Consider the following 23,850-nt stretch of genomic DNA (forward strand, 5'->3'; position numbering starts at 1 on the left):
CCGCTTACCTCTTCAAGCCCCTACTTCTTCAACGCCAGTCCGAGAGCGATGAAGCTCCAGCCCTGGAAGATCAGGTCGATGGCCAGGAACAGCCCGAGCACCCACAGGCTGTTGACCGGCCAGCCCATGGCGATGGTCAGCCCCGCCAGCACGCTGATCAGGCCCGCCGCGACGACCCAGCCCCAGCCCTTTTCCGGTCGGTGGCTATAGCCGACCCAGGCCCTGAGCGCGCCTGAAGCGACCAGCGCCGCCGCCAGCAGCAAGGTCAGCACCGTCGAGGCCAGCAGCGGATTGTCGAAGGCAAAGAAACCGGCAACGGCATAAAGTAGGCCGCTGAGCAGCCAATAGAAGAAGCGACTCCAGGTCTTCACGCCGAAGGCATGCACGATCTCGATGATGCCGGCCATCAGCATCAGCCAGCCCACGACATAGACCGAGGCGACGGTGGCGATGAACAGATTGCCGAAGGCAATGCCGCCGAAGATGAGCAGCAGCACGCCGAGCGCGACGAACCACCCCCATTTGTCCCGTGTCCGGCCGATCGCATCTTTCAGGGTATCACCGTGCAACGTCATGGCTGCATCTCCTCGAAATCGCCTGGCACCTTGCCGGGAGGTTAGCCCCGGCTGTAGCGGACGTCCAGCCGATGGCGACGGCTACCAAACAAACAAAGCGTCGGTGGCGCGGCTTGAGGTTCGCGCGTATGTGTCAACTTATGGCAGCCCACCCAGTCACAAGGACGAGGACAAGCGTGACGAGCGCTCCAGAGACGTAGACGATCGTTCTGACACTGCCACCCTTGGCGGCATTGCCGCCGCGTAGGTAAACCCCCAGGTGAAGCAGGCGTATCGCCACATGAACCCAGACAATGGTCGCCAACGTGGCCGACCCAACGCCAACCATCATGGCCAGCACCGCCGGGACGACAAAAGGCGCCAGCGCCTCGACCGAGTTCATATGCACGCGGTCGATCCTGTAGAGGAGATTGGCGTCGTCGGCCGGGATCACCGGACCGGAAAGCGCTCCGGCAAATCCCTTGGACGAACCCGAGTAAACCGCCAGCGCGACTGACAAAAGACAGAGGATCAGTACACCGAGGATGCTTAGCCAATAGGGTTCCATAATTGTGCTCCTTCAGGTCACCTTGCTGGCAAAAAGATCTTGGAATCGCCTGAGATAGAGGGGCCAGCCTTGATCCCCGTCGATCCCAAAGCGCACGCCTTCCCAGCCTTCGCCATGACGTTCGAGATTGCGATGCTCGATCTCGACGCGGGTCCGGCTATTCGTCTCCGCCGTAAACCGGACTTCCCACTCGCTGGTCCTGTCCGGATTGGTCTCGATCTGCCATTGAGGGCTGATATCCCAACTCAGAAGCAGTCGGTTCGGCGGCTCGTAGGCCAGCACCCGTGCCCAGCGGCTCTCGCTGCCATCCACACCGCGGTCGTAGACGTGACCGCCAACGCGGGGTTCGAAGATCGTCTCCGCGATCGGCACCGCAAGCAGGTTATGCTCTTTGGGTTTGAAACTGCCGAAGTGCTCGGTGAAAACCTTGAAGGCATGCGCGATCGGAGCCTCGACAAGGATGGAGTGCCTCACGGGCGGTTGATGCGTGCTCATTCCTGCTCCTTCAAGGGCTGTTCGACGACCACTTTGTAGGCCGCCAAGGTCTTGCTCCAGAACCGGTCGAGTTCGGCGCGCAGGCTGGCCAAGCCTTCCGGATCGACCCGGTAGATGCGTTGCTTGCCTAGCCGTGTGTTGGCCACGAGGCCGGCGTCCTTGAGCACCTTCAGGTGCTGCGAGACCGCCGGCCGGGTGACAGGAAGCGCACGAGCCAATTCCCCGACCGAACAGGGTTGTTCGACCAGCAGTTCGAAGATCGTCCGCCTGGTCGGGTCGCCAAGCGCGGTCCATCTGTTCATGTTAGTCTGCACTAACGCGAATTTAGGCAACCTCGCTATTTCTGTCAACTCGCCACAGGCCCGGCGGCGCCCTGTTCAAATGGGCCACAGCGCAAAAAACAGGGTCGCAGTTGCCGCCACTGCTGTAGATTTTAAGTCAAATTTTACCGAACCGGCGCCATGGCTTTGGCTGCCGGGTGTTCTCTCCGTTTGTTTCGCGTATGGGGTGATGATGCGTATTGTCTGGACGATTCCGCTGTTTCTCGCCTCGGCGCTGCTCACTGTGTCCACCGCCAATGCGGGCGAGGGTGCCTTCGGCTGGATGTCCGGCGACTGGTACCTGACGCTTGGCGCCACCGGCATGGTCGCGCCGAAATTCGAGGGCTCCAACAGCTATCTGCTCAGCGCATCGCCGATCATCTCGCTGGGCAAGGCCGGCCCGGCCGCGCGCTTTACCTCGCGCAACGACAACATCTCGCTGGCGCTGGTCGACGATGGCGGCGTCCGCGCCGGCCTGACCGGAAAATTCCTGTTTTCCCGCGACAGCAAGGATGAGCTCAAGGGCCTCGACCCGGTGCGCTGGGGCGGTGAGGTCGGCGGCTTCTTCGAAATCTATCCGACGGACTGGCTGCGCGCCCGCGCCGAACTGCGCCATGGCATTCGTGCCCATGATGGCTTTGTCGCCGACATCGCCGCCGATGCTTTCTACGACGTGACGCCGACTGTCAGAATTTCGGGCGGACCACGCGTGTCCTTTGCCTCGTCGGGCTATTTCGACTCTTATTATGGTGTCAACGCCAAGGAGGCTGCGGCCTCGGGCCTGAGCGAATACCATCCTGGCGGCGGCCTGAAATCGACCGGCCTTGGTGGCGCCATCACCTGGAAGGTGACCGATCCGATGACCGCCAGCCTGTTCGGCGAATATGCGCGCCTGATGGGCCCGGCCGCCGATTCCAGCCTGGTCAAGGAGCGCGGCGACCGTAACCAGTTCACGGTCGGCGTCTCGACCACCTATCGCTTCGACTTCGCGATGTAAGTGAATCGAACAAGAGACGCTTTATTCCTGCGGCTTTCTCGGCTAAAAGCCCGGCAATGACGAGCTTTTCACGCGTTCGCGCGCTGACGATACGAATTACAGGCCCGGTGTTCCGGGCGGCCTGAGCGCCGCCGGAGCCGCCGGGAGTTTTGCGCGCCCCCCTCGCGCTTTTCCAAATCATGATAGTTCACGCCCGAGCTTTTACGCCCGCCGGGCAATGCACATGGCAGACCAATGACCGACACTGTTGAAACGATCGACTATTCCAAGACGCTTTACCTGCCGCAGACGGATTTCCCGATGCGCGCCGGCTTGCCGGAAAAGGAACCGCTGCTGGTCAAGCGCTGGCAGGACATGGATCTCTACCGCAAGCTGCGCGAAGAGGCCGCAGGCCGCGAGAAATACGTGCTGCATGACGGCCCGCCTTACGCCAACGGCAACATCCATATCGGCCACGCGCTGAACAAGATCCTCAAGGACGTCATCACCCGCTCGTTCCAGATGCGCGGCTATGACTCCAATTACGTGCCCGGCTGGGACTGCCACGGCCTGCCGATCGAATGGAAGATCGAGGAACAGTACCGCGCCAAGGGCAAGAACAAGGACGAGGTGCCGGTCAACGAGTTCCGCAAGGAATGCCGCGACTTCGCCGCGAACTGGATCACGGTGCAGGGCGGCGAGTTCCAGCGGCTCGGCGTCGTTGGCGATTTCAAGAACCCCTATACGACAATGGCTTTCCACTCGGAGTCGCGCATCGCCGGGGAGTTGTTGAAGTTCGCCATGTCGGGCCAGCTCTATCGCGGCTCCAAGCCGGTAATGTGGAGCGTCGTCGAGCGCACCGCACTGGCCGAGGCCGAGATCGAATACCAGGACTATGAGTCCGACACGATCTGGGTGAAGTTTCCAGTTGTGTCAGGATTTTGGAGCGTTGAGCACTTTGTATCAGACGCTGCACCGTCCATGCGCGTTCCGGAAAGCGTTGCACTTTTGGACAACGCCCACGTCGTCATCTGGACGACAACCCCATGGACGATCCCCGGCAACCGTGCCGTCAATTATTCGTCACGGATCGGCTACGGCCTTTATGAAGTTACCGCAGCCGAAAATTCGTTCGGTCCACAGCCCGGTGAAAAGCTGATTCTTGCAGATGCGCTTGCCGAAGACTCCTCGGCCAAGGCCAAGGTCACCTTGAATCGGCTTCGCAGCGTTTCGGTCGAAGAGCTTGGAAGCCTTACACTTTCACATCCCTTCAAAGGTCTCGGCGGCGGCTACGAATTCGCCGTGCCGATGCTGGCCGGCGATCATGTGACCGACGATGCCGGCACCGGTTTCGTCCATACCGCGCCCGGCCATGGCCGCGAGGACTTTGATGCCTGGATGGATGCGGCATCGGATTTGCGCGCACGTGGCATCGACCCTGCCATCCCCTTCACTGTAGATGATGCCGGCTTCTTCACCAGGGACGCGCCGGGTTTTGGCCCGGATCGCGAAGGCGGGGCGGCGCGCGTCATCGACGACAACGGCAAGAAGGGCAATGCCAACCAGGCGGTCATCGACGAACTGATCAAGCGCAATGCGCTGTTCGCGCGCGGCCGGCTGAAGCACAGCTATCCGCACTCGTGGCGGTCGAAGAAGCCGATCATCTTCCGCAACACGCCGCAATGGTTCGTCTATATGGACAAGGACCTCGGCGACGGCACGACGCTGCGCAGCCGTGCGCTGAAGGCGATCGATGACACACGCTTCGTGCCGGCGGCCGGCCAGAACCGTATCCGCGCCATGATCGAGGAACGCCCGGATTGGGTCTTGTCGCGCCAGCGCGCCTGGGGCGTGCCGATCGCCGTCTTTGCCGACGAGGACGGCAATGTGCTGAAGGACGAAGCCGTCAACCAGCGCATCATGGACGCATTCGAGAGGGAAGGCGCCGACGCCTGGTTCGCTGCCGGCGCCAAGGAGCGTTTCCTCGGCAATCACGAGGCCTCCAAATGGAAGCAGGTGATGGACATCCTTGACGTCTGGTTCGATTCGGGCTCGACGCATGTCTTCACGCTGGAAGACCGTCCGGACCTCAAATGGCCGGCCGACGTCTATCTCGAAGGCTCCGACCAGCATCGCGGCTGGTTCCACTCCTCGCTGCTCGAAAGCTGCGGTACCAGGGGCAGGGCGCCTTACGACACCGTCGTCACCCATGGCTTCACCATGGATGAGGAGGGGCGAAAGATGTCGAAATCGCTCGGCAACACCGTCGTGCCGCAGGACGTCATCAAGCAGTCCGGCGCCGACATTCTGCGGTTATGGGTGGTGACGACGGATTATTGGGAAGACCAGCGTCTCGGCAAGAACGTGCTGCAGACCAACATCGACGCCTACCGCAAGCTCCGCAACACCATCCGCTGGATGCTGGGCACGCTCGCCCATGACGATGGCGAGGAGGTGCCGCTGGACAAGATGCCGGAACTGGAGCGGCTGATGCTGCATCGGCTGGCCGAGCTCGATGAGGTCGTGCGCTCGGGCTACGACGCGTTCGAGTTCAAACGCATCACCCGCACTTTGCTCGACTTCATGGTGGTCGAGCTGTCGGCCTTCTATTTCGACATCAGGAAGGACGCGCTCTATTGCGAGGGACCCGCCAGCGTGAAGCGCAAGGCCTCGGTGCAAGTGGTGCGCCACCTCTTCGACTGCCTGGTGAAATGGCTGGCGCCGATGCTGCCCTTCACCACGGAAGAAGCCTGGCTCGACCGTCATCCGGATGCTGTCTCGCTGCATCTCGACCAGTTCCCCGAGATTCCGGCCGACTGGAAGAACGAGGCACTGGCTGAGAAATGGCGCAAGGTGCGGCAGGTTCGCCGCGTCGTCACCGGCGCGCTCGAGATCGCACGCGCTCAGAAGGTCATCGGTGCCTCGCTGGAAGCCGTGCCGGTCGTGACCCTCGACGATGCCGCGCTTGAAGCCGCGATCGCCGATGTCGACATGGCCGAAATGGCGATCACCAGCGATCTCGTCATCGCCCACGGCAAGGCGCCGGAAGGCGCCTTTGCGCTCGACGATGTCAAAGGTGTCGCGGTGGTGGTCGAAAAGGCCGAGGACCGCGGCTTGGTCAAATGCGCGCGTTCGTGGCGCTATACCGCCGATGTCGGGCAGGACGTGGAATTCCCCGACGTGTCTGCCCGCGATGCCGCCGTGCTGCATGAACTCAAGGCTCTGGGACGTTTGTGAGTGCTCAAAGCCGGTGCACAAATGCCACGGCGGGCGGGTGAAAAGCGCCCGCGCGTTGCCCTTAACGAGTGGTTGAGATAAACACGCGAAACTCCGGAAGACAAATTGTCGCCGGAATTCCGTCGCAAGAGCGTGGACGATGGGGACCGGGGCCTTTGGCCGGTGACGATCGAGAGGCTGTCTAGAGTGGGACTTTTTGGCATGATCGACAGAACTTCCGTGCGCGTTGCGCTGCTGGCGCCGCTTGTCGCGTCCGGCCTCGCTCTGTCCGGTTGCATGGGTTCGCCGACCTACGGCACCGACAAGACGGCTGGCGAGCAGCTTGCCGGCGACCTTTCCGGCGCCTTCGCCATCACGCCCAAGCACAAGGAACAGATCGACTACAGGCCGCGTCCGGAGCTGGTAAAGCCGGCGCCGGGGCAGAAGGAAGTGCTGCCGCCGCCTCAGGAAAGCATCGAGACGGCGAGCACCGATTGGCCCGAATCGCCCGAGCAGCGCCGCGCCCGCCTGCGTGCCGACGCCACTGCCCACCAGGACGACCCGTCCTATCAGTCGGGGATCGTCGACGACGTGCAGACCGATCCGGCTTCCGTGAAGAAGGCGCTGGCGGATTCGGGCTCAAGCCACCCGCCGGCCTGGTCGCCGAAGGATTCAGACAAGGGCCGCGCCGCCGAGATCCAGCGCCGCACCGCAGAGCAAAAGCAGGGCGATCCCAACACTCGCAGATACCTGAGCGAGCCGCCTCTGGCCTATCGAGCTGCCTCCGACACGGCGCCGCAGGGCGAACTCGGCGAGGATGAATACAAGAAGGAACGCCGCCTCAAGAAGGAAGCGGCCGCCAAGGGCAAGAGCGGCGGGCTCTTCGACTGGCTGCCCTCCTGGTAGGAACCGTCGCCTTCGGTAGCTGAAGGCTCTACGTTTCGCGTCTTTCCCGAAAGAAGTCCCTGAGCAGCAGCGCCGCATCGGCTTCGGCCATGCCCGGATAGATGTCGGGCGTATGGTGGCAGGTCGGCGAAGCGAAGAAGCGCACGCCGTTGACCACCGCGCCGCCCTTCTCGTCGGCCGCGCCGAAATAGAGCCGGCGCAGCCTGGCGAAGGAAATGGCGCCGGCGCACATGGCGCAGGGTTCCAGCGTCACATAGAGGTCGTGGCCGGTCAGCCGCTCGCTGGAGAGCGTTTGGCAGGCCGCGCGGATCGCCAGCATTTCGGCATGCGCCGTCGGATCGGCAAGTTCGCGGGTGCGGTTGCCGGCGGATGCCACCACCGTGTCGCCGCTGGCGATGACGGCGCCAACGGGAACTTCTCCGCGCAAGGCGGCGGCTTGCGCCTCTTTCAGCGCCAGCGCCATGAAACCCGGCCGCTTCAAGCGGTTTCCATTCCGATTATCTCCTCGCCACTTGGCGGTGATCCTGTTATGGAGCGCGTCAACCCGAATATCGGAACAGATTTTCGGAAATGATCATGCGCCAAATCAAAGTGCTATAGCGTCCTTTGCGCGTCCGAAAGGATGCGCCACGCTGTAGCAGCGCAACAAGGCAAAGGCCACATGGACGACAACGACAAGAAATCTCCGCGCCACAAAGGCCCGGGCAAAAGCGGCCCTGGAGCCGCGGGGCCGCGCCGCGATGGCGCCGCCGGCAAAAGCGGCAAACCCTCCTTCGGGGCCAAGAAACCCTATTCACCGCGCAGCGCCCGGCCGGCAGTGGCTGAGGGCGAGCGGCCCAAGCGCGATTTCAAAAGTGGCGACCGGCCATTCAGCAAGGGTCCGCGTCCCGAAGGCAAGCCTTTCGAAAAGCGCGAGGGACCGCGCAAGCCATATGCACCACGCGGTGACCGGCCGATGGCAGCCGAAGGCGAGCGCAAGCCGTATGAAAAGCGCGAAGGGCCGCGCAAACCCTATGCGCCGCGTGGGGATCGCCCTATGGCGGCCGAGGGTGAACGCAAGCCGTATGAAAAGCGCGAGGGGCCGCGCAAGCCTTATGTACCGCGCGGCGATCGGCCGATTGCGGCCGATGGCGAGCGGCCAAAGCGCGATTTCAAGGGCGGCGATCGGCCGTTCAGCAAGGGGCCGCGTCCCGAAGGCAAGCCTTTCGAAAAGCGTGAAGGGCCGCGCAAGCCCTACGCACCGCGCGGCGATCGGCCTGCTTCCGCCGAGGGCGAAAAGCGTTTTGACCGGCCAAAGCGCGACTTTGGCGATCGCCCGCAGCGCGACGCCGGAGATCGTCCCAAGCGTGACTTCAGCGATCGCCCCAAGCGCGATTTCGGCGGTGACCGGCCGCAAGCATCTGGCGGCGCCTTCAAGCCGCGCCCGCGTCCGGCCGAGGCTGAAGAAGCCGGCGAGCGTATCGCCAAGCGGTTGGCGCGCGCCGGCCTTGCGTCGCGCCGCGACGCCGAAGACCTGATTGCGGCGGGCCGTGTCAAGGTCAACAACCGGGCTTTGACCTCGCCGGCCTTCAACGTCATGCCGGGCGACATCATCCATCTCGACGGCATGGAGATCCCGCCGATCGAGCGCACCCGCCTGTTCCTGTTTCACAAGCCGGCCGGCGTCGTTACCACCAACCGCGACCCCGAGGGCCGCAAGACCGTGTTCGACGTGCTGCCGGCCGAATTGCCGCGGCTGATGACCATCGGCCGCCTCGACATCAACACCGAAGGCCTGCTGCTGCTCACCAATGATGGCGGTCTGTCGCGCGTGCTCGAACTGCCTGCCACTGGCTGGCTGCGCCGTTACCGCGTGCGCGTCCATGGCAAGGTCGAGGAAAGCATGCTCGCAGGCCTGCGTGAAGGCATTGCCGTCGACGGCGTCTTCTACGGCGCCATCGAAGCGACGCTCGACCGTGAGCAAGGCACCAACGCCTGGCTGACGATCGGCCTGCGCGAAGGCAAGAACCGCGAAGTGAAGAACATCCTTGGATCGCTCGGCCTCGACGTGACGCGGCTGATCCGTATCTCCTACGGACCGTTCCAGCTCGACGATCTCGCCGAAGGCCATGTGCTGGAGATCAAGGGCCGCGTCTTGCGCGACCAGCTCGGCGAGCGACTGGTCGAGGAATCCGGCGCCAATTTCGACGCCGAGATCATCAAGCCGTTTTCCAACCAGCCGGTGCGGCGAGAGCGTGACGCGGAGCCGGAACGGCCGAAAGTCACCCGCGAGGGTGACCATCGGCCGATCGGCGAGGGCGGTCTGATCAAGAACCGCAAGCGCCGCGAAGGCAGCCGCGACGAAGCGCTCGGCAAGCTGTCGACCAGTCCCGAAAGGGGCGCGAGGCCGGAAAAGAGCTTTGGCGAACGCGGCCCGAGACCCGAGCGCAGCGAGTTTTCGGACAAGCCGCGCAGCGAGTTTCGCGAAAAGCCGCGCGGCGATTTTGGCGACAAGCCCCGTGGAGGCTTCGGCGACAAGCCGCGCGGCGCCTTTGGTGACAAACCGCGCGGCGGCAAGAAGCCCGAGCGCGAGCAGCGGCCGATCGATCCGCCGGGCCAGCGCAAGGCTAATGTCTGGATGGCGCCGGGCGCGCGTCCGATCGGCAAGGGCAGGGCGGAAGCCGATGCCGCCAAGGCGGCCGAGGCCAAGGCGCGCAAGGCGTCGTTCAAGCCGTCCTATGGCAAGCCGTCCTATGGCAAGCCGGCCTATGGCAAGCCGGGCGGAGCCAAGCCGTTCGGCAAGCCGGGTGGCGAGCGTCCGGATGGCGGTCGGGGCGGCGAGCGGCCACGCAACGGTCCCAAGGGCCCGAGGACCAGATGATGCCGGGACTTAAATGAGATCCGGCCTTAAATGAGACCCGGGCATAAATGAGAATCGTCGGCGGCCAATTTCGCGGGCGTCCGCTGGCGACGCCGCGCGACCATGCCATCCGCCCGACGACCGACCGCGCCCGCGAGGCCGTCTTCAACGTGCTGGCGCACCGCTTTGCCGACAAGCTCGACGGCGCGCGTGTGCTCGACCTTTTCGCCGGCACCGGCGCTCTCGGCCTCGAAGCGCTGTCGCGCGGCGCTTCCTATGGCGTCTTTATCGAAGAATCGGCCGAAGGACGCGGCCTGATCCGCACCAATGTCGAAGCTTTTGGCCTTACCGGCCGCACCAAGATCTTCCGCCGCGACGCGACCGCCCTGGGTGAGGCCGGTACGCTTGCGGCATTCGGCCTGGTCTTCGCCGATCCGCCCTATGGCAAGGGCCTTGGCGAGCGCGCCCTGCGCTCGGCCAGGGATGGCGGCTGGTTGCTGCCCGGCGCGCTCTGCGTGGTCGAGGAAGCCGCCTCGGCGCCCTTCGAGATTGGGCCGGAATTCTCGGTGGTTGATGAACGAAACTACGGCGAGACGGTGGTCCGGTTCATCGAGCTTGCGTAAGGGTGGAGCGACCGGCGCCTTCAAAATGACGCACAATTCACTTTGCCTCCGCGGCTAACCTTGCCTATCGTCGCGCGATAACAACCGGAGCCATCAATGACATTTCATACTGAATGGCTGCGGAGAGCCTTGCTCGCCACCGCGCTGACCATGGCCGGCCCGGCCCTGGCCGCGGACGATGGCAAGGTGGCCAACTTCCTGCTCGACAATGGCATGGAGGTGGTGGTCATTCCCGATCACCGCGCCCCCATCGTCACCCATATGGTGTGGTACAAGATCGGCAGCGCCGACGAGCCGCCAGGCAAGTCCGGCATAGCGCACTTCTTCGAACACCTGATGTTCAAGGCCACGACCAACCACGCCGCGGGCGAGTTCGACCGCGCCATATCGGCCATCGGCGGCTCCAACAACGCCTTCACCTCCTATGACTACACTGCCTTCCACGAGACGGTGGCGCCCTCGGCACTCGGTGAGATGATGAGCTTCGAGGCCGATCGCATGCGCAACCTCATCTTGACCGACGAGGTCATCAAGACCGAGCGCGACGTGATCCTGGAAGAGCGCCGCGCGCGCATCGACAGCAATCCGCAGGCGGTGCTCGACGAGGAGGTCGACGCGACGCTCTGGCAGAACCAGCCCTACCGCATTCCGGTGATCGGCTGGATGCAGGAGATGGAGCAGTTGAACCGCACCGATGCGGTTGCCTTCTATGACAAATACTACCGCCCCAACAATGCGGTGCTGATCGTGGCCGGCGATGTCGAGCCGGAGGTCGTGAAGGCGCTGGCCGAAAAAACCTATGGCAAGGTCGCGCGCGGTCCCGACCTGCCCCCGCGCATCCGCCCGGTCGAGCCGGAGCAGAACACCAAGCGCACGGTGACGCTCACCGATGGGCGCGTTTCGGTGCCGAGCTTTTCGACGCAATGGGTGGTTCCGTCCTACCACACGGCAAAACCCGGCGAGGCCGAGGCGCTCGACCTGCTGGGAGAGATCCTTGGCGGCGGCAGCCGCAGCAGGCTCTACCAGCAACTCGTGGTCAAGCAAGGCATCGCATCGGCGACCGGCGCCTTCTTCCAGGGTACGATGCTCGACGCCACCAATTTCACCGTCTATGGCGCGCCGCGCGGCGACGCCAAGCTGAGCGACGTCGAGGCGGCCGTCGACGCCGAGATCGCCCGCATCGTCAAGGACGGCGTCACCGCCGATGAGCTGGAGAAGGCCAAGGCCCGCTATATCAGGGCCATGATCTTCGCCCGCGACAAGCAGGACGAGATGGCCAATCTCTACGGCGCCGAGCTCGCCACCGGCGGCAACGTCAGGGATAACGAGGAATGGCCGGAACGCATTCGCAAGGTCACCGCCGATGAGATCAAGGCGGTCGCCGCACGCTATCTGCTGCTCGATCGTACGACGACCGGCTATCTCTTGCCGCAGCAACAGGCGGGGAATTGATGATGACGAGATTGAGCGTTAGCGCTGCCCCTCACCTGCCTGCCGGCATCCTCTCCCCCTATAGTGACGGGGAGAGGGGCGCTGTCATCGTCGATTTCACCAACCATCAGCGTCGTAAGAAGAGCGCCAGCGTCGCGGCGAGACCCCTTCTCCCCGTCACTATACGGGGAGAAGTGCCCGGCAGCGCGATGAGGGGCGGAGCTGACCTTGGCGATCAATGGCCTGATGGGATTACTCATAGGCGCATCGCGGTTCTCCACGTCTTCGCCACACTGTTCCTCGGCATCTTCTTCCTCATCCTGCCGGCGCTTGCCGCGCACGCGATGGACATTCAGCCGGTGACCTCATCGAAAGGCGTCAACGCCTGGCTGGTCGAGGACCACTCCATTCCGATCGTCGCCATCCGCTTCGTCTTCGATGGCGGCTCGACGCAGGATCCGGCGGGGCGGGAAGGGCTGGTCAATCTGATGACCGGCCTATTCGACGAGGGCGCCGGCGACCTCGACAGCGAGGCCTTCCAGATCAAGCTTGACGATGCCGGCGCCGAAATGGGCTTCGAAGCGGCGCGCGACGGCACCTATGGCGCGATGCGGATGCTGGCCGAGCAGAAGGATGCGGCCTTCGACCTGCTCAGGCTGGCGGTCACCAGCCCGCGCTTCGACCAGGCGCCGATCGACCGTATCCGCGCCCAGATCCTGTCCGGCATCATCGCCAATGAGCGTGACCCCAACACCGTCGCGCAAACCAAATGGCTGCGCGCCATCTATGGCGAACATCCGTATTCCAGGCCCGACCAGGGCACCAAGGACAGCATCGCCACCATCACGGCGGCGGATCTGGCTGCCTTCCACAAGGCCAATTTCGCCCGCAGCGGCCTGCATGTTGCGGTGGTCGGCGACATAGATGCCGCGACGCTGAAACGGAAGCTCGACGAGGTCTTCGGCGATCTGCCGGAAAAGCAGGTGCTGCAACCGGTTGCCGATACCGAGCTGAAGCTCGGCCAGCAGCTCGAGGTCGACTACGACCTGCCGCAGACCTCGCTGCAGTTTGCCTATCCCGGTGTGAAGCGCGATGCGCCGGATTTCTTCCCTGCGGTGCTGATGAACCAGATTCTCGGCGGCGGCACCTTCACCTCGCGCCTCTATGACGAGGTGCGGGAAAAGCGCGGCTTGGCCTACTCCGTCGATTCCAACCTGGTCGACCACCAGCATTCCAATGCGCTGATCATCACCACGGCGACGCGTTCCGACCGCGCCGCCGAGACGCTCGGCATCGTCAAGGAGGTGGTCAAGAAGATGGCGCAGGAGGGGCCGACCGAGGCCGAGCTGGACGCGACCAAGAAATACATGGTCGGCTCCTATGCTATCAGCAATCTGGATTCTTCCAGCGCCATTGCCGCGACCCTGGTGGAATTGCAGCTCGACAATCTCGGCATCGACTACGTGCAGCGCCGCGCGGCGCTCATCAACGGCGTGACGCTCGATCAGGTCAAGGCAGCGGCGAAGAAGCTGCTGACGCCGGCGCCCGCGATCATGAGCATCGGGCCGAAGCTGGAGGCCAAATGACAGGTCCGACTTTCGGTATCGCCTTTGGCGGCGGCGGCGCGCGCGGCCTCGCCCATATCCACATCGTCGAGGCGCTGGACGAGCTCGGCATCAAGCCCGTGGCCATCGCCGGCTCCTCGATCGGCGCCATCATGGGCGCCGGCATGGCCTCGGGCATGAGCGGCAAGGACATCGAGGACTACGCCCGCTCGATCCTCGGCCGCCGCGCCGAGGTGGCGGCGCGCATGTGGCGCTCGCGTCCCGGCACCATCGCCGAGGCGATGCAGGGCGGCATCCGAGTCAGCCAGTTCAACATAGAGCGCATCTTGAAGGCGTTCCTGCCGGAAGCCATCCCGGAAACCTTCGCCGAGCTGAAAATCCCGCTGAAGGTGACGGCGACGGACTATTTCGGTCACAAGCTGGCCGTCTTCGACGAGGGCGACCTGCATTCGGCGCTCGCCGCCTCGGCTGCCATTCCCGCCGTGTTCCGCCCGGTGACGCGCGACGACCGCGTGCTGATCGACGGCGGCATCTACAATCCGGTGCCGTTCGACCTCATCGAAAACGACGCCGACATCATCATCGCCATCGACGTCGTCGGCGCGCCGAGCGAGGCCGAGCGCAAGCACCCGACCACGGTCGACCTGATGTATGGCGCGACGCAATTGATGATGCAGTCGATCATCGCCCACAAGCTGAACCAGCGCCCACCAGACATATTGATCCGCCCGCCAGTGTCGAAATACCGCGTGCTCGATTTCATGAAGATCGACACGCTGATGGCCGAGACGCAGGAGGTCAAGGACGAACTGAAGCGCGAGGTGGAAAGAGTGGTCGAGGCGCGTGCCAAGGGCAAGCGGGGGAAGAAAGTAGGGTGAGCTGCCGATCTCCCCCCTCGAGGGGGAGATGGCCGGCAGGCCAGAGGGGGTCGTCTCGCGTGAAGCTAGACCTCCTACTGTCGATAGGAGGTTGCGTCAGGACGGACCGACCGCCTCTGTCGCCTTCGGCGACATCTCCCCCTAAAGGGGAGATTACCCCACCAGCGTCTCACACCCTCCCAGCCGCATATTCCAGCGCCACCACGCCATTGCTGAACTGTACGGTCGAGATCGGCTCCAACGCCACCGGCATATCGGGCGGGAACAGCTTCTTGCCCTCCCCGACGGAGCCAGGGTAGCTCAGCAGCCTGACGCGATCGACCAGACCATGGCGCAGCAATTCCCGCGCGACGCTCAGGCTGCCATGCACATAGATGTTGCCGCCGCTGCCTTGCTTCAGCGCCCGAACCGCTTCCGGCAACACACCCTTCAGCAACTCGGCCGGTTTCCAGTCGAGTGCCTTCGGGCTTGTCGACGCGACATATTTCGGCAGCGCATTGAACCGGTCGGCGAAGTCTCCGGTTTCCTTGGGCCAAGAGCCGGCAAAAATCTCGTAGGTCGTGCGCCCCAGAAGCATGGCCCCGCTGTCGGCAAGCTCGTCCTCCTTGAACCTTTGCATCTCATCGTTCCAGGTCACGCTGGGCAGCTTCTCGACCTCGGCGATGCCATCGATGCTGATGAATTCGGTGACAATAAGGTTTCTCATGGCGCTCTCCTTCTTCTGTCAAAGGACGAACCGTGTGAGCCTTTTGCGACCGCTCTGCGAAAAAAAAGCGCTTTGTTGAGCAGGCGTTGCTGTCGGGCGCTGGCCCATCGCGCTTAAAGGGGGGCGCTTCGGACACCATCGACAAACGCCAGAACGACCACACACGGAGCAACGCAGTAAACCAGTCTCGCTCTGCGGCCCGTCTTCGTCACAGCGTCGCTTGCGTCGAGATCGACGGTGATGTCCTCATAGCCCAGCACTTCGCCATCAAGCGGGTAGGCGGCCTTGTAGACAGCTTCCTTGGCGGCAAAAAGGATGCGACCGGCAAGATACGGGTCGGTTGCGTCGATCCGGTCAGCGGGGGCTGCAACCAGCGCGAAGATGTCGTCGGGCAGGGGCAAAGCGGGCTCGATATCGATGCCGAGCGAGGCGACGTGGGAGAGCGGCGCGACGGCCGCCACGGCCATCTCGTCGTCGTGAGCCAGCGACCCCGTTACTCCATGAGGCCATACCGGTGCGCCGGAGGAGCCGCGGAGGATAGCGACGTCGTTCAAGCCCATATCCGCCAGCAACTCGTGCGCGATCCACCGCGCCGCGCCACTCGCCCGCCGCATCAGCGGCAGGCGTGACGGGATGGAGTGTGCTTCCTGCGGCAGCAAATGGTTCTCATCGCCTTCGCGGATCGTGCGGCATCCGATCCGAACGCCGGCGGGTGCCATGGCGGCCATCGCCGCCAGCAACTGCGCCGACAGGCTGGCGCCGGCATCGAGCGGGCGCGTCATGGCTGTTCGCCCCGCAGAGCGAGGTCGGCGATCATTTCCCCGTCCTCGTCGGGCCCTTCTTCGACGAAACCGGCAGCGCGATAGAGGCGGCGTGCCGCTTCATTCCCAGGTTCGTAGCAGATCGAAACGTGGCTGATGTGGCCGAGCCGCATGATTTCATCCAGCACTTCGCGCAAAGCGGCCTTGCCGTAGCCTTGGCCCTGATGGACGCGATCGATCATGAAGCGGTAGATCCGCGCCTCGTCGTCGTCCTCTGGCGCCTCATACATCAGGAAACCGACGACGCGATCCCCTGCCATGACGACGCGCGGCCGTGCGTCCCCGTCGGTTTCGGCTTCGTCCAGCGACTCCGCATTGCTGGCGACAAAATCGATCTGATCCGCGGCCAGTTCCAGAGCCGCGACCAGGGCCCGGTTGGCCGCAGTCACCGAAACGAGACGGACGTCTGCGCCCATCAAGCCGTTGCCTTGACGCTATCCTCCGGCAGCGGCTCGACGAAGCGATGCAGCTTGGCCGGGTTGCCCCGCCAGATCGAGTTGGGTTCCAGCTCTTCGCCCTTCATCACGAAGGAGTCCGCGTCGACCATCGAGCCTTTGCCCATCACCACGCCGTAGTGGACAAAGGCGGAAGGTCCGAGCGTGCAACCATCGCCGATGCGGATGAAATCGGACTTGAACGCGCCTTCTTCCAGCGAGTGGGCCTGAATGACGCAGCCCTCGTTGAGCGTGACGTCGTCGCCGATCTCGACCAGCGAGCGCTCGGTCAGGTTGCTGCCGCCATCATAGACCCGGCTGCCGACCTTGACGCCGAGCAGGCGCAGGATCATCGGCCGGAACGGCGTGCCGGCGAACAGGCGCACGATCGGCGAATCCGCCAGCTTCCAGTGGCGTTCGTGGCGCCAGAAGGCGACGTCGTAGATCGTCGTCATCTGCGGCTTTAACCGGCCAAAGCCAAGGCTTGCCCGCTCGACCAGAATGTAGAACGGAATGGTGATCGCCGAGGTCAAAAGCACGGCGGCGAACAGGGCGACCTCCGCCCATTCCGTATAGTAGTTCAGCGCCCGGTCCCAGATCGCCAGCGTGACGAACAGCATGACCCATTGCGTTGCCAGGAACAGAAGAATGGTCACCAGGTTGTGGCGGTTCTTGTGCGGGATGCGCCGGCGCCGGTCGGCCTCGTCGACGCCGGCGATAAGCTCCTTGTCGCGGTTCACCATGCGCGGGATTTCAAACGCAGGCGAACCGAGAAGGCCGACATTCTCGCGCACCGGCCCATCGATGGGGATCATCACCTTGGTGCCGAGCAGCACGTTGTCGCCGGTGCGGCCGTCCGGGGGATAATAGATGTTGTTGCCGAGATAGTTGCGTTCGCCGATGCGCGTCGGCTCGAGCCTGAAGGCCGAGGCGGACTTGTGCATGTTGATCATGAACAGCCCGTCCGAGACCATGGTCTCGGTGCCGATCTCGCACAGAAGCGGATTTTCGTGCTGCTGGTTGGAGCCGAAATTGGAGCCGGTCTGCACCACTCTGTTGAGGTTCCAGCCGATGGCGCGCATGTAGTGCACGACGGCCGAGCTGTCGCCGGCCAGGAGCCCGAGCACGCGGGAATTGCTGGCGAATTCGGCGACGGTCTGCAGCCAGTAGCGGAAACCGTAAAGCGTGTAGGTGCGGCCCGGCTTCAAGATGAGGCTGGTCAGGCGCGGCACCAGCGTCGCTGCCAGGAAAGCCGCCGCGATATAGCCGAAAAGCGTGACCGTGGTGCCGATTGCGACAAGGCCGATCGTCTCCTGATAGTCGTCGCCGACATATTCCCAGTAGCTGTGGAACAGGAGCGGCAGCGGGGTGACGAGGCCAAACAGGCCGATCAGCTGCAGCGCTTCATAGAGGAAGCGCCGGACCTGGTAAGGATTGACATTGCGCACCTTGCAATAGTCCGCCGTGGTCGGCACCGCCGGCGATCCATGCCAGTGCTCGCCGTCGGGAATGCTTTGCCCGCGATGCAGCGAGGACGAATGGCCGAGCTGGGCGCCGTTGCCGATCCTGGTGTCGATATCGAGCGTGGAGCCGACGCCGACAAAGGCATCGCGGCCGATGGTCAGCGGCCCGGTGTGGATATAACCGGACTGGGCCCTGAAGCCGAGGATCATCGATTCCTTGCGCAGGATGGTGTTGGCGCCGATGGAAATAAGATCCGTGCAGACGGGCACGGATTTCGATTCGATGACGGCGTTTTTCCCGAGCTTGGTGCCGAGCAGCTGCAGATAGAGGCTGTAGAGCGGGCTGCCGCGGAACAGCACGACGGGCGCGGTGCGGATCAATGTCTTGACCACCCAGAAGCGGAAGTAGGGCACGCCCCAGATCGGAAACGCCTCGGCCTTCCACCGGCCGATGAGCACCCATTTCGCAAGGACGGCAAAGCCCGACATGCCGAAGAACACGGCCGCCGAAAGCGCCACGCACCGGATATAGAGCTGCAGCGGATCGTCGAGCGCGTCATACATCCAGTTGAGGCCGTCATTGATCGCCCAGAGCGCCACGTAGCTGTAGAGGCCGTAGAACGAAAGCTGCGCCGCGCCGCAGGTCCAGTAGGCGAAATTCGAGGCCCGGCGGGTGAGGACCGGCTCGTTGGTTGCCGTCGTCATCTCCTCCGCTACCCCCAGATGCAGCGCCAGGCGCGCCACTGTGGGATAGAGATAGATGTCGCGCATCGACGTCGTCGCCCATTCCTTCCTGGTGCGCACGCGCGCGCAGAAATGCGCCATCAGCAAGGAGTTGGCGCCGAGATCGTCGAAGAAGTGATCCTCGACCGACACCGCGTCGAATTTCAGCACCGTGGCCAGCGCTTCCGCCAGGAATCGCTCGTCCTCATTGCCGGGCGGCACCATTGTGCGATCGGCCGAAAGCCGGACGCTCGTCGGCTTCGGCAGTTGGCGCAGGTCTACCTTGTTGGAGACGGTCATCGGGATGGCAGGCAGTTCCTCCAGATAGCCGGGCACCATGTAGTCGGGCAGCCGCCGCTTCATCGTCTGGGCGAGATCCCCTCGGGAAATCGCCGCTACGCCGGTTTTAAGCGCGTAATAGGCAACCAGTTCGACGCGACCGGGTTCGATCTCCCAGGTGGTGACGGCGGCCTGGGCGATCTCGGGCTGGTCGAGCAGCACCGCCTCGATCTCGCCGAGCTCGATGCGATAGCCGCGAATCTTCACCTGCGTGTCGATGCGCCCGGCATACTCGATCTCGCCGCTATCGTTGATCCGGCCAAGATCGCCGGTGCGGTAGATGCGCTGCGACGGGTTGTTCGGCAGGCCGACGAAATCGGCGATGAATTTCTGGTCGGTCAGGTCCGGCCGGTTCAGATAACCGACGGCGAGCCCGATGCCGGCAATGCCGATCTCGCCCAGTTCACCGGGCTCGGCAAGTTGCGGCAGCGAAGCGTCGAGAATGACGATCGAGTAAGTCGGCAACGGCGCGCCGATCGTGACGGGACGGTCCGGCGTCAGCGCCCCCATCGTTGCGGTGACGGTCGCCTCGGTCGGCCCGTAGGTGTTGAGGATCTGCCGGCCCGGCTTCGACCAGCGCACCACCAGATTGTGCGGGCAGGCCTCGCCGCCCACCAGAAGCGTGCGCAGGCTGGGAACGTCCGATGTCATCGACGACAGCAAGGTCGGGCTGCAGGCCATGCAGGTGATGTCATGGAGGCGCAGGAAATCCGCCAGTTCCTCGCCCACCAGCGGCATCTGGCCAGGAGCCGGCACCACCGTCGCGCCGGCGACGAACGGCACCCAGATCTCTTCGGAGGAAAAGTCGAAGGCAATGGTCATGCCCTGATACACCCGGTCGCCCGGCCGGTAGCCGTAGGAGGCGGCCGCGACGTGTATGAAATTGACGAAGCTCTGGTGCGTGATGACCACGCCCTTGGGCTTGCCGGTGGTGCCCGAGGTATAGAGGATGTAGCAAATGTCGTCGGCCGCCTGCGGCTTCAGCGGCGCGGGCGACTGCGCGGAAATCTCGGCGGCGGCGCTGTCGATCAGCACATGGGGAACGGGCAGTTGACCGGCGCGCGACGCATAGGCGGCGATGGTGACGATCATGCTGACGGCGGCGTCTTCGATGATCAGCGCCATCCGCTCCTGCGGAAACGCGGTGGCCAGCGGCACGAAGGCAGCCCCCGCCTTCATCACCGCCAGCAACGCGACATAGGTCTCCGCCGACCGATCGAGAATGAGCCCGACCCGGTGGCCCGGCCGCACGCCGTGCTTGATCAGCATGCGGGCGAACTGGTTGGCACGGCTGTTCAGCTCCTGATAGGTCCACACGCGTCCGTCGGAGATCACCGCCGGCAACGTGGCGAATGTCACGGCGAGCTGCTCGAACACCGTATCGAGCCGCTCACCCGGCTGCAGGGCAAAGTCGGCGCCCGTCAGGACCTGGCCGTCCCTTGCCGGGCCGCGAGCGATCCTTGCCAGCGCATCGATGCTTGCCAGGCTGCCGATCGCCGTTGCCGCGTCGCTGTCCAGTTCGGCGATATCGTAGTCCATGTCCATACTTTCTCGTCCTCGCCGGGCATTGCCCGGCTGTTCATGCGGCCGCTGGAGGAGGCACTGCGCCGCCGCTGCGATTTTGTTGGTGGAGGGCTTCCAAAAAGGAAGAACCCGGAATCCGGGAAGCTTATGCCACCCGATCTTTTCGCCGGTTTTTCCGAACTGTTGAATTTTGTTTCTGGAGTGTGTCTGGGCGGGGATTTGCCGGGGCCTCGTCGACCCTTGCGGGGAGGGGTTCAGCCTCCGTGGCGACCCGGAAAGAGACTATGAGCGAACCTCATGCAGACGGCGCCGGCGAGCTGTCTATAATGGAGCGCTACGGCGACCCAGCAGCAGAGCGATGCCCAACGCCGGAAGCGTTGCCGCCGCAACGGCGAAGAAGACGAATTGCAGCCCGGTCGACGCGGCGACCAGGCCGAGCGCCGGACTGCCGAAGCCGAGCGCCACGTCGAGGAAGACGGTGTAGAGTCCCATGGCCAGGCCGCGGCTGCGCGACGGAAGATGGCCTACGGCCTCGGCGCCGAGGCCGGGATAGACCAGCGAGTAGCCGAGGCCAGTCAGACCCGCTCCGATTGCGGCGACAACAGGCCCGGTCGCAAGCCAGATCAGCATCAGCCCTGCCGCCTCGACCGCGACGAAGATCACGGCGACGCGTGCGCCTCCAAGCCTGTCGGGCAGGTGGCCGAAGCACAGCCTTGCCACGATCAGCGACGCGGCATAGGCCGTGAAGGGAAGCCATACCGGCTGCCAGCCCCGCTCGGCGAAGAGCAGGGCGCCGAAGCCCAGAATAGCACCATAGCCGAGGCTGCTGAAAGCAGCTCCGACGCCAGGAAGCCAGACCGCTTTCGCCACGCTCCTCCATGACTGCGGCGCGCTGCCCGCGACGGCGCCGGTGCCGCGCATCGGCAGGATGGCAAGCAGCGTCGCCAGCGGCAGGACGATCGTCGCGAGTGCGATCGCGGTGAAACCGCTCGCCGCATAAAGCGCGGATCCGACCGGCGCTCCCAGCGCGAGCGCCGCAAACATCGCCGTGCCCACCCAGGCTATGACTGTTCCGGAGTTCTGTCCGCCAGCAACGGAGAGGCCCCAGGCGACGCCGCCGGTGATGATGAAGCTCTCGGACGCGCCCAGTACCGCCCGTCCGGCGAACAGCGCGGATGCGGACGCTACCGGCCGGTCGAGCAATGCCAGCGAGCCGAGGTAAAATAGCCCGGCAAGGGCAGCGGCAACGAGGCCGACGATGACGGCGCGCTTGCCGCCGCGTCCATCGGCATAGTTTCCAGCCCCGATGCGCGACAGCATCGAGGCGACGAACTGGCTGCCCGTCACCAGTCCCACTGCGAAGGGGCCGAAGCCGAGCTGCTGGTCAAGATGCAGCGGCAGGACGGGTAGCGCCAGGCCGATCAGCAGGAAGCCGGCGAAGACAGCCGCCATGATCGGCACCAGTTCCGCCATGACGCCATTTCGGTCTGAAATCCGCGCCATCTTGGCCATCGGCAACCCAACTGTTCGGATCAGTAGCGTTCGTAGGTCACGCGCCAGCCTTCGGCCGGGTTGTCAGGCGTGAGGACCAGTTTGTTGTCCGAGACCTCGAATTTGCGTTTCATGCTCTTCCCGACGAGGTTGCGGACCAGGGAGGAATCGATTGTGATGACGAAGGTCTTGTCCTGGTCGTTGATGGCGACCGGCCCGTAATAGGCTTCGTAGCCATTCGCCGTGTAAGGCGTGTCCGGCGCCTTGGTGTCGGGGTTCTGCGCCTGCACCGAGAGGGTGCCGGCCTCGGTGAAGATGACCTGGCCGGAATAGGGCACGGGCTTCAGGTTTCCCTCTGCCCCGGCCTCGAGCGAAATCATGCGCCATGCGCCGATGATCGCGGATTCTTGCGAGAAAGCCGGCGTGGCGACCGAAAGCGCAAGCGCAAGGCGGCAATCTTCAATCTCATTGTCATATGTTGTTCCTTTTCTGAGTTTTGGGTGCGCACAGGCCGTCCGCCTGATTGCTGCTCACACCGAAAGCATGACCTTGATGGCGCGACGCTCGTCCATGGCGCGGTAGCCTTCAGCGACCTCGGCCAACGGCAGCTTGAGGTCGAAGACCTTGCCGGGCTTGATCCGACCTTGCAGCACACGGTCCATCAGGTCGGGCAGGAAGCGGCGCACCGGCGCCGGGCCGCCCAGCATGCGTTTCTGGCCGAAGAATAGTTTTTGGCCGTCGAAGTTCACGCCATGCGGCACGCCGACATAGCCGATGGTGCCGCCGGGGCGGGAGCAGGCCAGCGCCTGGTCGAAGGATTCTCCCGTGCCGACGCATTCCAGCACGGAGTCCGCGCCGACGCCCTTGGTGAGTTCCTTGATGAGGGCCACGCCTTCCTCGCCGCGCTCGGCGACGATGTCGGTCGCGCCAAACTCGCGGGCGAGCTTTTGGCGGCTGGCGTGCCGGCTCATGGCGATGATGCGCTCGGCGCCCATCTCCTTGGCCGCAAGCACGCCCATCAGGCCGACCGCACCATCGCCGACCACGACCACCGTCGATCCTTCGCGGACCTCGGCTGCGTCGGCCGCATACCAGCCGGTGCCGAGCACATCGGACACCGCCAGCAGGTCAGGGATGAGGTCGGCCGGCGGCACCTCGGCGGTGGCGACCAGTGTGCCATCGGCCAAGGGTACGCGGGCGTAAGGCGCCTGCGCGCCCGACATGAACTCGCGCTGCACACAAGACGACTGGAAGCCGAAGCGGCAATGCGGGCAGGTGTTGTCCGAGAGGCAGAACGACCCGACGACGAACTGGCCGGGACGGACCGTGCGCACCTCTGTGCCGACCTCGACGACGATGCCGCAATATTCGTGGCCCATATGCATAGGCCCGGCGACCGGCTGCAGCCCACGATAGGGCCACAGGTCCGAGCCGCAGATGCAGCTTGCCGACAGCTTGATGATGGCGTCCGTCGGCCGCATGATTTTCGGATCGGCGATTTCCTCGCAGCGTATGTCGCCCGGTTTGTGAAGAACGGTTGCAAGCATGTTGGTTCCTTCCGAGGGGAGAAGATCAGCCGCCGTAGTCGGCTTCGCTGACATGTTCCAGCCAGTCCACGACCTTGCCGTCCTTGACCTCCTGGAGGGCAATGTGGGTCATGGCGGTCCGAGGCGACGCGCCGTGCCAGTGCTTTTCGCCGGGCGCGAACCAGACGACGTCGCCTGGACGGATTTCCTCGACCGGGCCACCTTCGCGCTGAACTCGGCCGAGGCCCGAGACGACGATCAGCGTCTGGCCGAGCGGATGCGTGTGCCAGGCGGTGCGGGCGCCGGGCTCGAAGGTTACCTGTGCGCCTTGAACCCGCTCGGCGTCGAAGGGATTGAAGAGCGGATCGATCCGCACCGTTCCGGTGAACCAGTCAGGCGGTCCCTTGCCGGAAGGCCTGGTGCCGGCGCGAAGAATGTCCATGGTGATCTCC

21 protein-coding genes are annotated in these 23,850 nt (G+C 64.2%); 8 read left to right on the forward strand and 13 right to left on the reverse strand.

Annotated elements, in window-relative coordinates:
- Positions 1 to 20: 20 nt before the first annotated feature.
- The 4 genes from AC3EML_RS16455 to AC3EML_RS16470 all read right to left on the reverse strand — a co-directional run bounded on the left by AC3EML_RS16455 (position 21) and on the right by AC3EML_RS16470 (position 1,919).
- On the reverse strand, positions 21 to 575 hold the full coding sequence (locus tag AC3EML_RS16455) for an HdeD family acid-resistance protein (RefSeq protein WP_352520943.1): 555 nt from the start codon (positions 573 to 575) through the stop codon (positions 21 to 23).
- Between the two features lie 133 nt (positions 576 to 708).
- Positions 709 to 1,122 carry an MAPEG family protein gene (locus tag AC3EML_RS16460; protein ID WP_352520942.1) on the reverse strand — a complete coding sequence of 138 codons (414 nt, stop codon included), beginning with the start codon at positions 1,120 to 1,122 and terminating at the stop codon, positions 709 to 711.
- A gap of 12 nt (positions 1,123 to 1,134) precedes the next feature.
- Positions 1,135 to 1,617: an SRPBCC family protein gene (locus AC3EML_RS16465; protein ID WP_352520941.1), complete on the reverse strand. Its 483-nt coding sequence runs from the start codon at positions 1,615 to 1,617 to the stop codon at positions 1,135 to 1,137.
- A complete protein-coding gene (locus AC3EML_RS16470) occupies positions 1,614 to 1,919 on the reverse strand; it encodes an ArsR/SmtB family transcription factor (RefSeq protein WP_023671538.1) in 306 nt (101 codons plus the stop codon). The genes AC3EML_RS16465 and AC3EML_RS16470 overlap by 4 nt, the downstream gene beginning before the upstream one ends.
- 211 nt (positions 1,920 to 2,130) lie before the next feature.
- Here AC3EML_RS16470 and AC3EML_RS16475 point away from each other — a divergent pair, with 211 nt between their 5' ends.
- The 3 genes from AC3EML_RS16475 (at position 2,131) to AC3EML_RS16485 (ending at position 7,035) form a co-directional block, all read left to right on the forward strand.
- Complete coding sequence (locus AC3EML_RS16475) at positions 2,131 to 2,934, forward strand: MipA/OmpV family protein (RefSeq protein ID WP_023824511.1); 804 nt, start codon at positions 2,131 to 2,133, stop codon at positions 2,932 to 2,934.
- A 234-nt stretch (positions 2,935 to 3,168) separates the two neighbouring features.
- The gene (gene ileS / locus AC3EML_RS16480) at positions 3,169 to 6,150 is read left to right on the forward strand and encodes an isoleucine--tRNA ligase (protein ID WP_352520940.1); all 2,982 of its coding nucleotides are present in this window, start codon (positions 3,169 to 3,171) and stop codon (positions 6,148 to 6,150) included.
- Between the two features lie 201 nt (positions 6,151 to 6,351).
- Entirely contained in the window at positions 6,352 to 7,035 is a 684-nt protein-coding gene (locus tag AC3EML_RS16485) for a hypothetical protein (protein WP_023682973.1), read from the forward strand.
- Positions 7,036 to 7,063: 28 nt separating this feature from the next.
- Here AC3EML_RS16485 and AC3EML_RS16490 read toward each other — a convergent pair whose 3' ends face one another.
- Positions 7,064 to 7,516 carry a nucleoside deaminase gene (locus AC3EML_RS16490; RefSeq protein ID WP_352520939.1) on the reverse strand — a complete coding sequence of 151 codons (453 nt, stop codon included), beginning with the start codon at positions 7,514 to 7,516 and terminating at the stop codon, positions 7,064 to 7,066.
- Between the two features lie 180 nt (positions 7,517 to 7,696).
- Between AC3EML_RS16490 and AC3EML_RS16495 the strand changes: the two genes are divergently transcribed.
- From AC3EML_RS16495 to AC3EML_RS16515, 5 genes are all read left to right on the forward strand, one after another.
- A complete protein-coding gene (locus AC3EML_RS16495) occupies positions 7,697 to 9,895 on the forward strand; it encodes a pseudouridine synthase (RefSeq protein ID WP_352520938.1) in 2,199 nt (732 codons plus the stop codon).
- A 47-nt stretch (positions 9,896 to 9,942) separates the two neighbouring features.
- Complete coding sequence (gene rsmD / locus AC3EML_RS16500) at positions 9,943 to 10,497, forward strand: 16S rRNA (guanine(966)-N(2))-methyltransferase RsmD (RefSeq protein WP_023671544.1); 555 nt, start codon at positions 9,943 to 9,945, stop codon at positions 10,495 to 10,497.
- Between the two features lie 96 nt (positions 10,498 to 10,593).
- The gene (locus AC3EML_RS16505) at positions 10,594 to 11,949 is read left to right on the forward strand and encodes a M16 family metallopeptidase (protein WP_352520937.1); all 1,356 of its coding nucleotides are present in this window, start codon (positions 10,594 to 10,596) and stop codon (positions 11,947 to 11,949) included.
- 188 nt (positions 11,950 to 12,137) lie between these two features.
- On the forward strand, positions 12,138 to 13,514 hold the full coding sequence (locus AC3EML_RS16510) for a M16 family metallopeptidase (protein ID WP_023821174.1): 1,377 nt from the start codon (positions 12,138 to 12,140) through the stop codon (positions 13,512 to 13,514).
- Positions 13,511 to 14,371: a patatin-like phospholipase family protein gene (locus tag AC3EML_RS16515; protein WP_023712767.1), complete on the forward strand. Its 861-nt coding sequence runs from the start codon at positions 13,511 to 13,513 to the stop codon at positions 14,369 to 14,371. Before AC3EML_RS16510 ends, AC3EML_RS16515 begins: the two co-directional genes overlap by 4 nt.
- A 169-nt stretch (positions 14,372 to 14,540) precedes the next feature.
- On the opposite strand, the gene AC3EML_RS16520 is transcribed toward AC3EML_RS16515, so the two are convergent.
- The 8 genes from AC3EML_RS16520 to AC3EML_RS16555 form a co-directional block, all read right to left on the reverse strand.
- Positions 14,541 to 15,077 (reverse strand): dihydrofolate reductase family protein, encoded by a 537-nt coding sequence (locus AC3EML_RS16520; protein ID WP_023712768.1) that lies wholly within the window; start codon positions 15,075 to 15,077, stop codon positions 14,541 to 14,543.
- Positions 15,078 to 15,190: 113 nt separating this feature from the next.
- Positions 15,191 to 15,859, reverse strand: a complete 669-nt coding sequence (locus tag AC3EML_RS16525; RefSeq protein ID WP_023832847.1) for a 4'-phosphopantetheinyl transferase family protein — start codon at positions 15,857 to 15,859, stop codon at positions 15,191 to 15,193.
- Positions 15,856 to 16,314: a GNAT family N-acetyltransferase gene (locus AC3EML_RS16530; RefSeq protein ID WP_031199606.1), complete on the reverse strand. Its 459-nt coding sequence runs from the start codon at positions 16,312 to 16,314 to the stop codon at positions 15,856 to 15,858. The genes AC3EML_RS16525 and AC3EML_RS16530 overlap by 4 nt, the downstream gene beginning before the upstream one ends.
- Positions 16,314 to 20,402, reverse strand: a complete 4,089-nt coding sequence (locus tag AC3EML_RS16535; protein WP_352520936.1) for a Pls/PosA family non-ribosomal peptide synthetase — start codon at positions 20,400 to 20,402, stop codon at positions 16,314 to 16,316. Before AC3EML_RS16535 ends, AC3EML_RS16530 begins: the two co-directional genes overlap by 1 nt.
- A 300-nt stretch (positions 20,403 to 20,702) precedes the next feature.
- Positions 20,703 to 21,884 carry an arabinose transporter gene (locus tag AC3EML_RS16540; protein ID WP_352497281.1) on the reverse strand — a complete coding sequence of 394 codons (1,182 nt, stop codon included), beginning with the start codon at positions 21,882 to 21,884 and terminating at the stop codon, positions 20,703 to 20,705.
- A gap of 29 nt (positions 21,885 to 21,913) precedes the next feature.
- Positions 21,914 to 22,252 (reverse strand): lipocalin-like domain-containing protein, encoded by a 339-nt coding sequence (locus AC3EML_RS16545; RefSeq protein ID WP_488505263.1) that lies wholly within the window; start codon positions 22,250 to 22,252, stop codon positions 21,914 to 21,916.
- Between the two features lie 150 nt (positions 22,253 to 22,402).
- A complete protein-coding gene (locus tag AC3EML_RS16550; RefSeq protein ID WP_352520935.1) occupies positions 22,403 to 23,419 on the reverse strand; it encodes a zinc-dependent alcohol dehydrogenase family protein in 1,017 nt (338 codons plus the stop codon).
- A 25-nt stretch (positions 23,420 to 23,444) separates the two neighbouring features.
- A complete protein-coding gene (locus AC3EML_RS16555) occupies positions 23,445 to 23,840 on the reverse strand; it encodes a (R)-mandelonitrile lyase (protein WP_023700619.1) in 396 nt (131 codons plus the stop codon).
- Positions 23,841 to 23,850: the final 10 nt, after the last annotated feature.

It is taken from the genome of Mesorhizobium sp. P170090 (assembly GCF_057786115.1).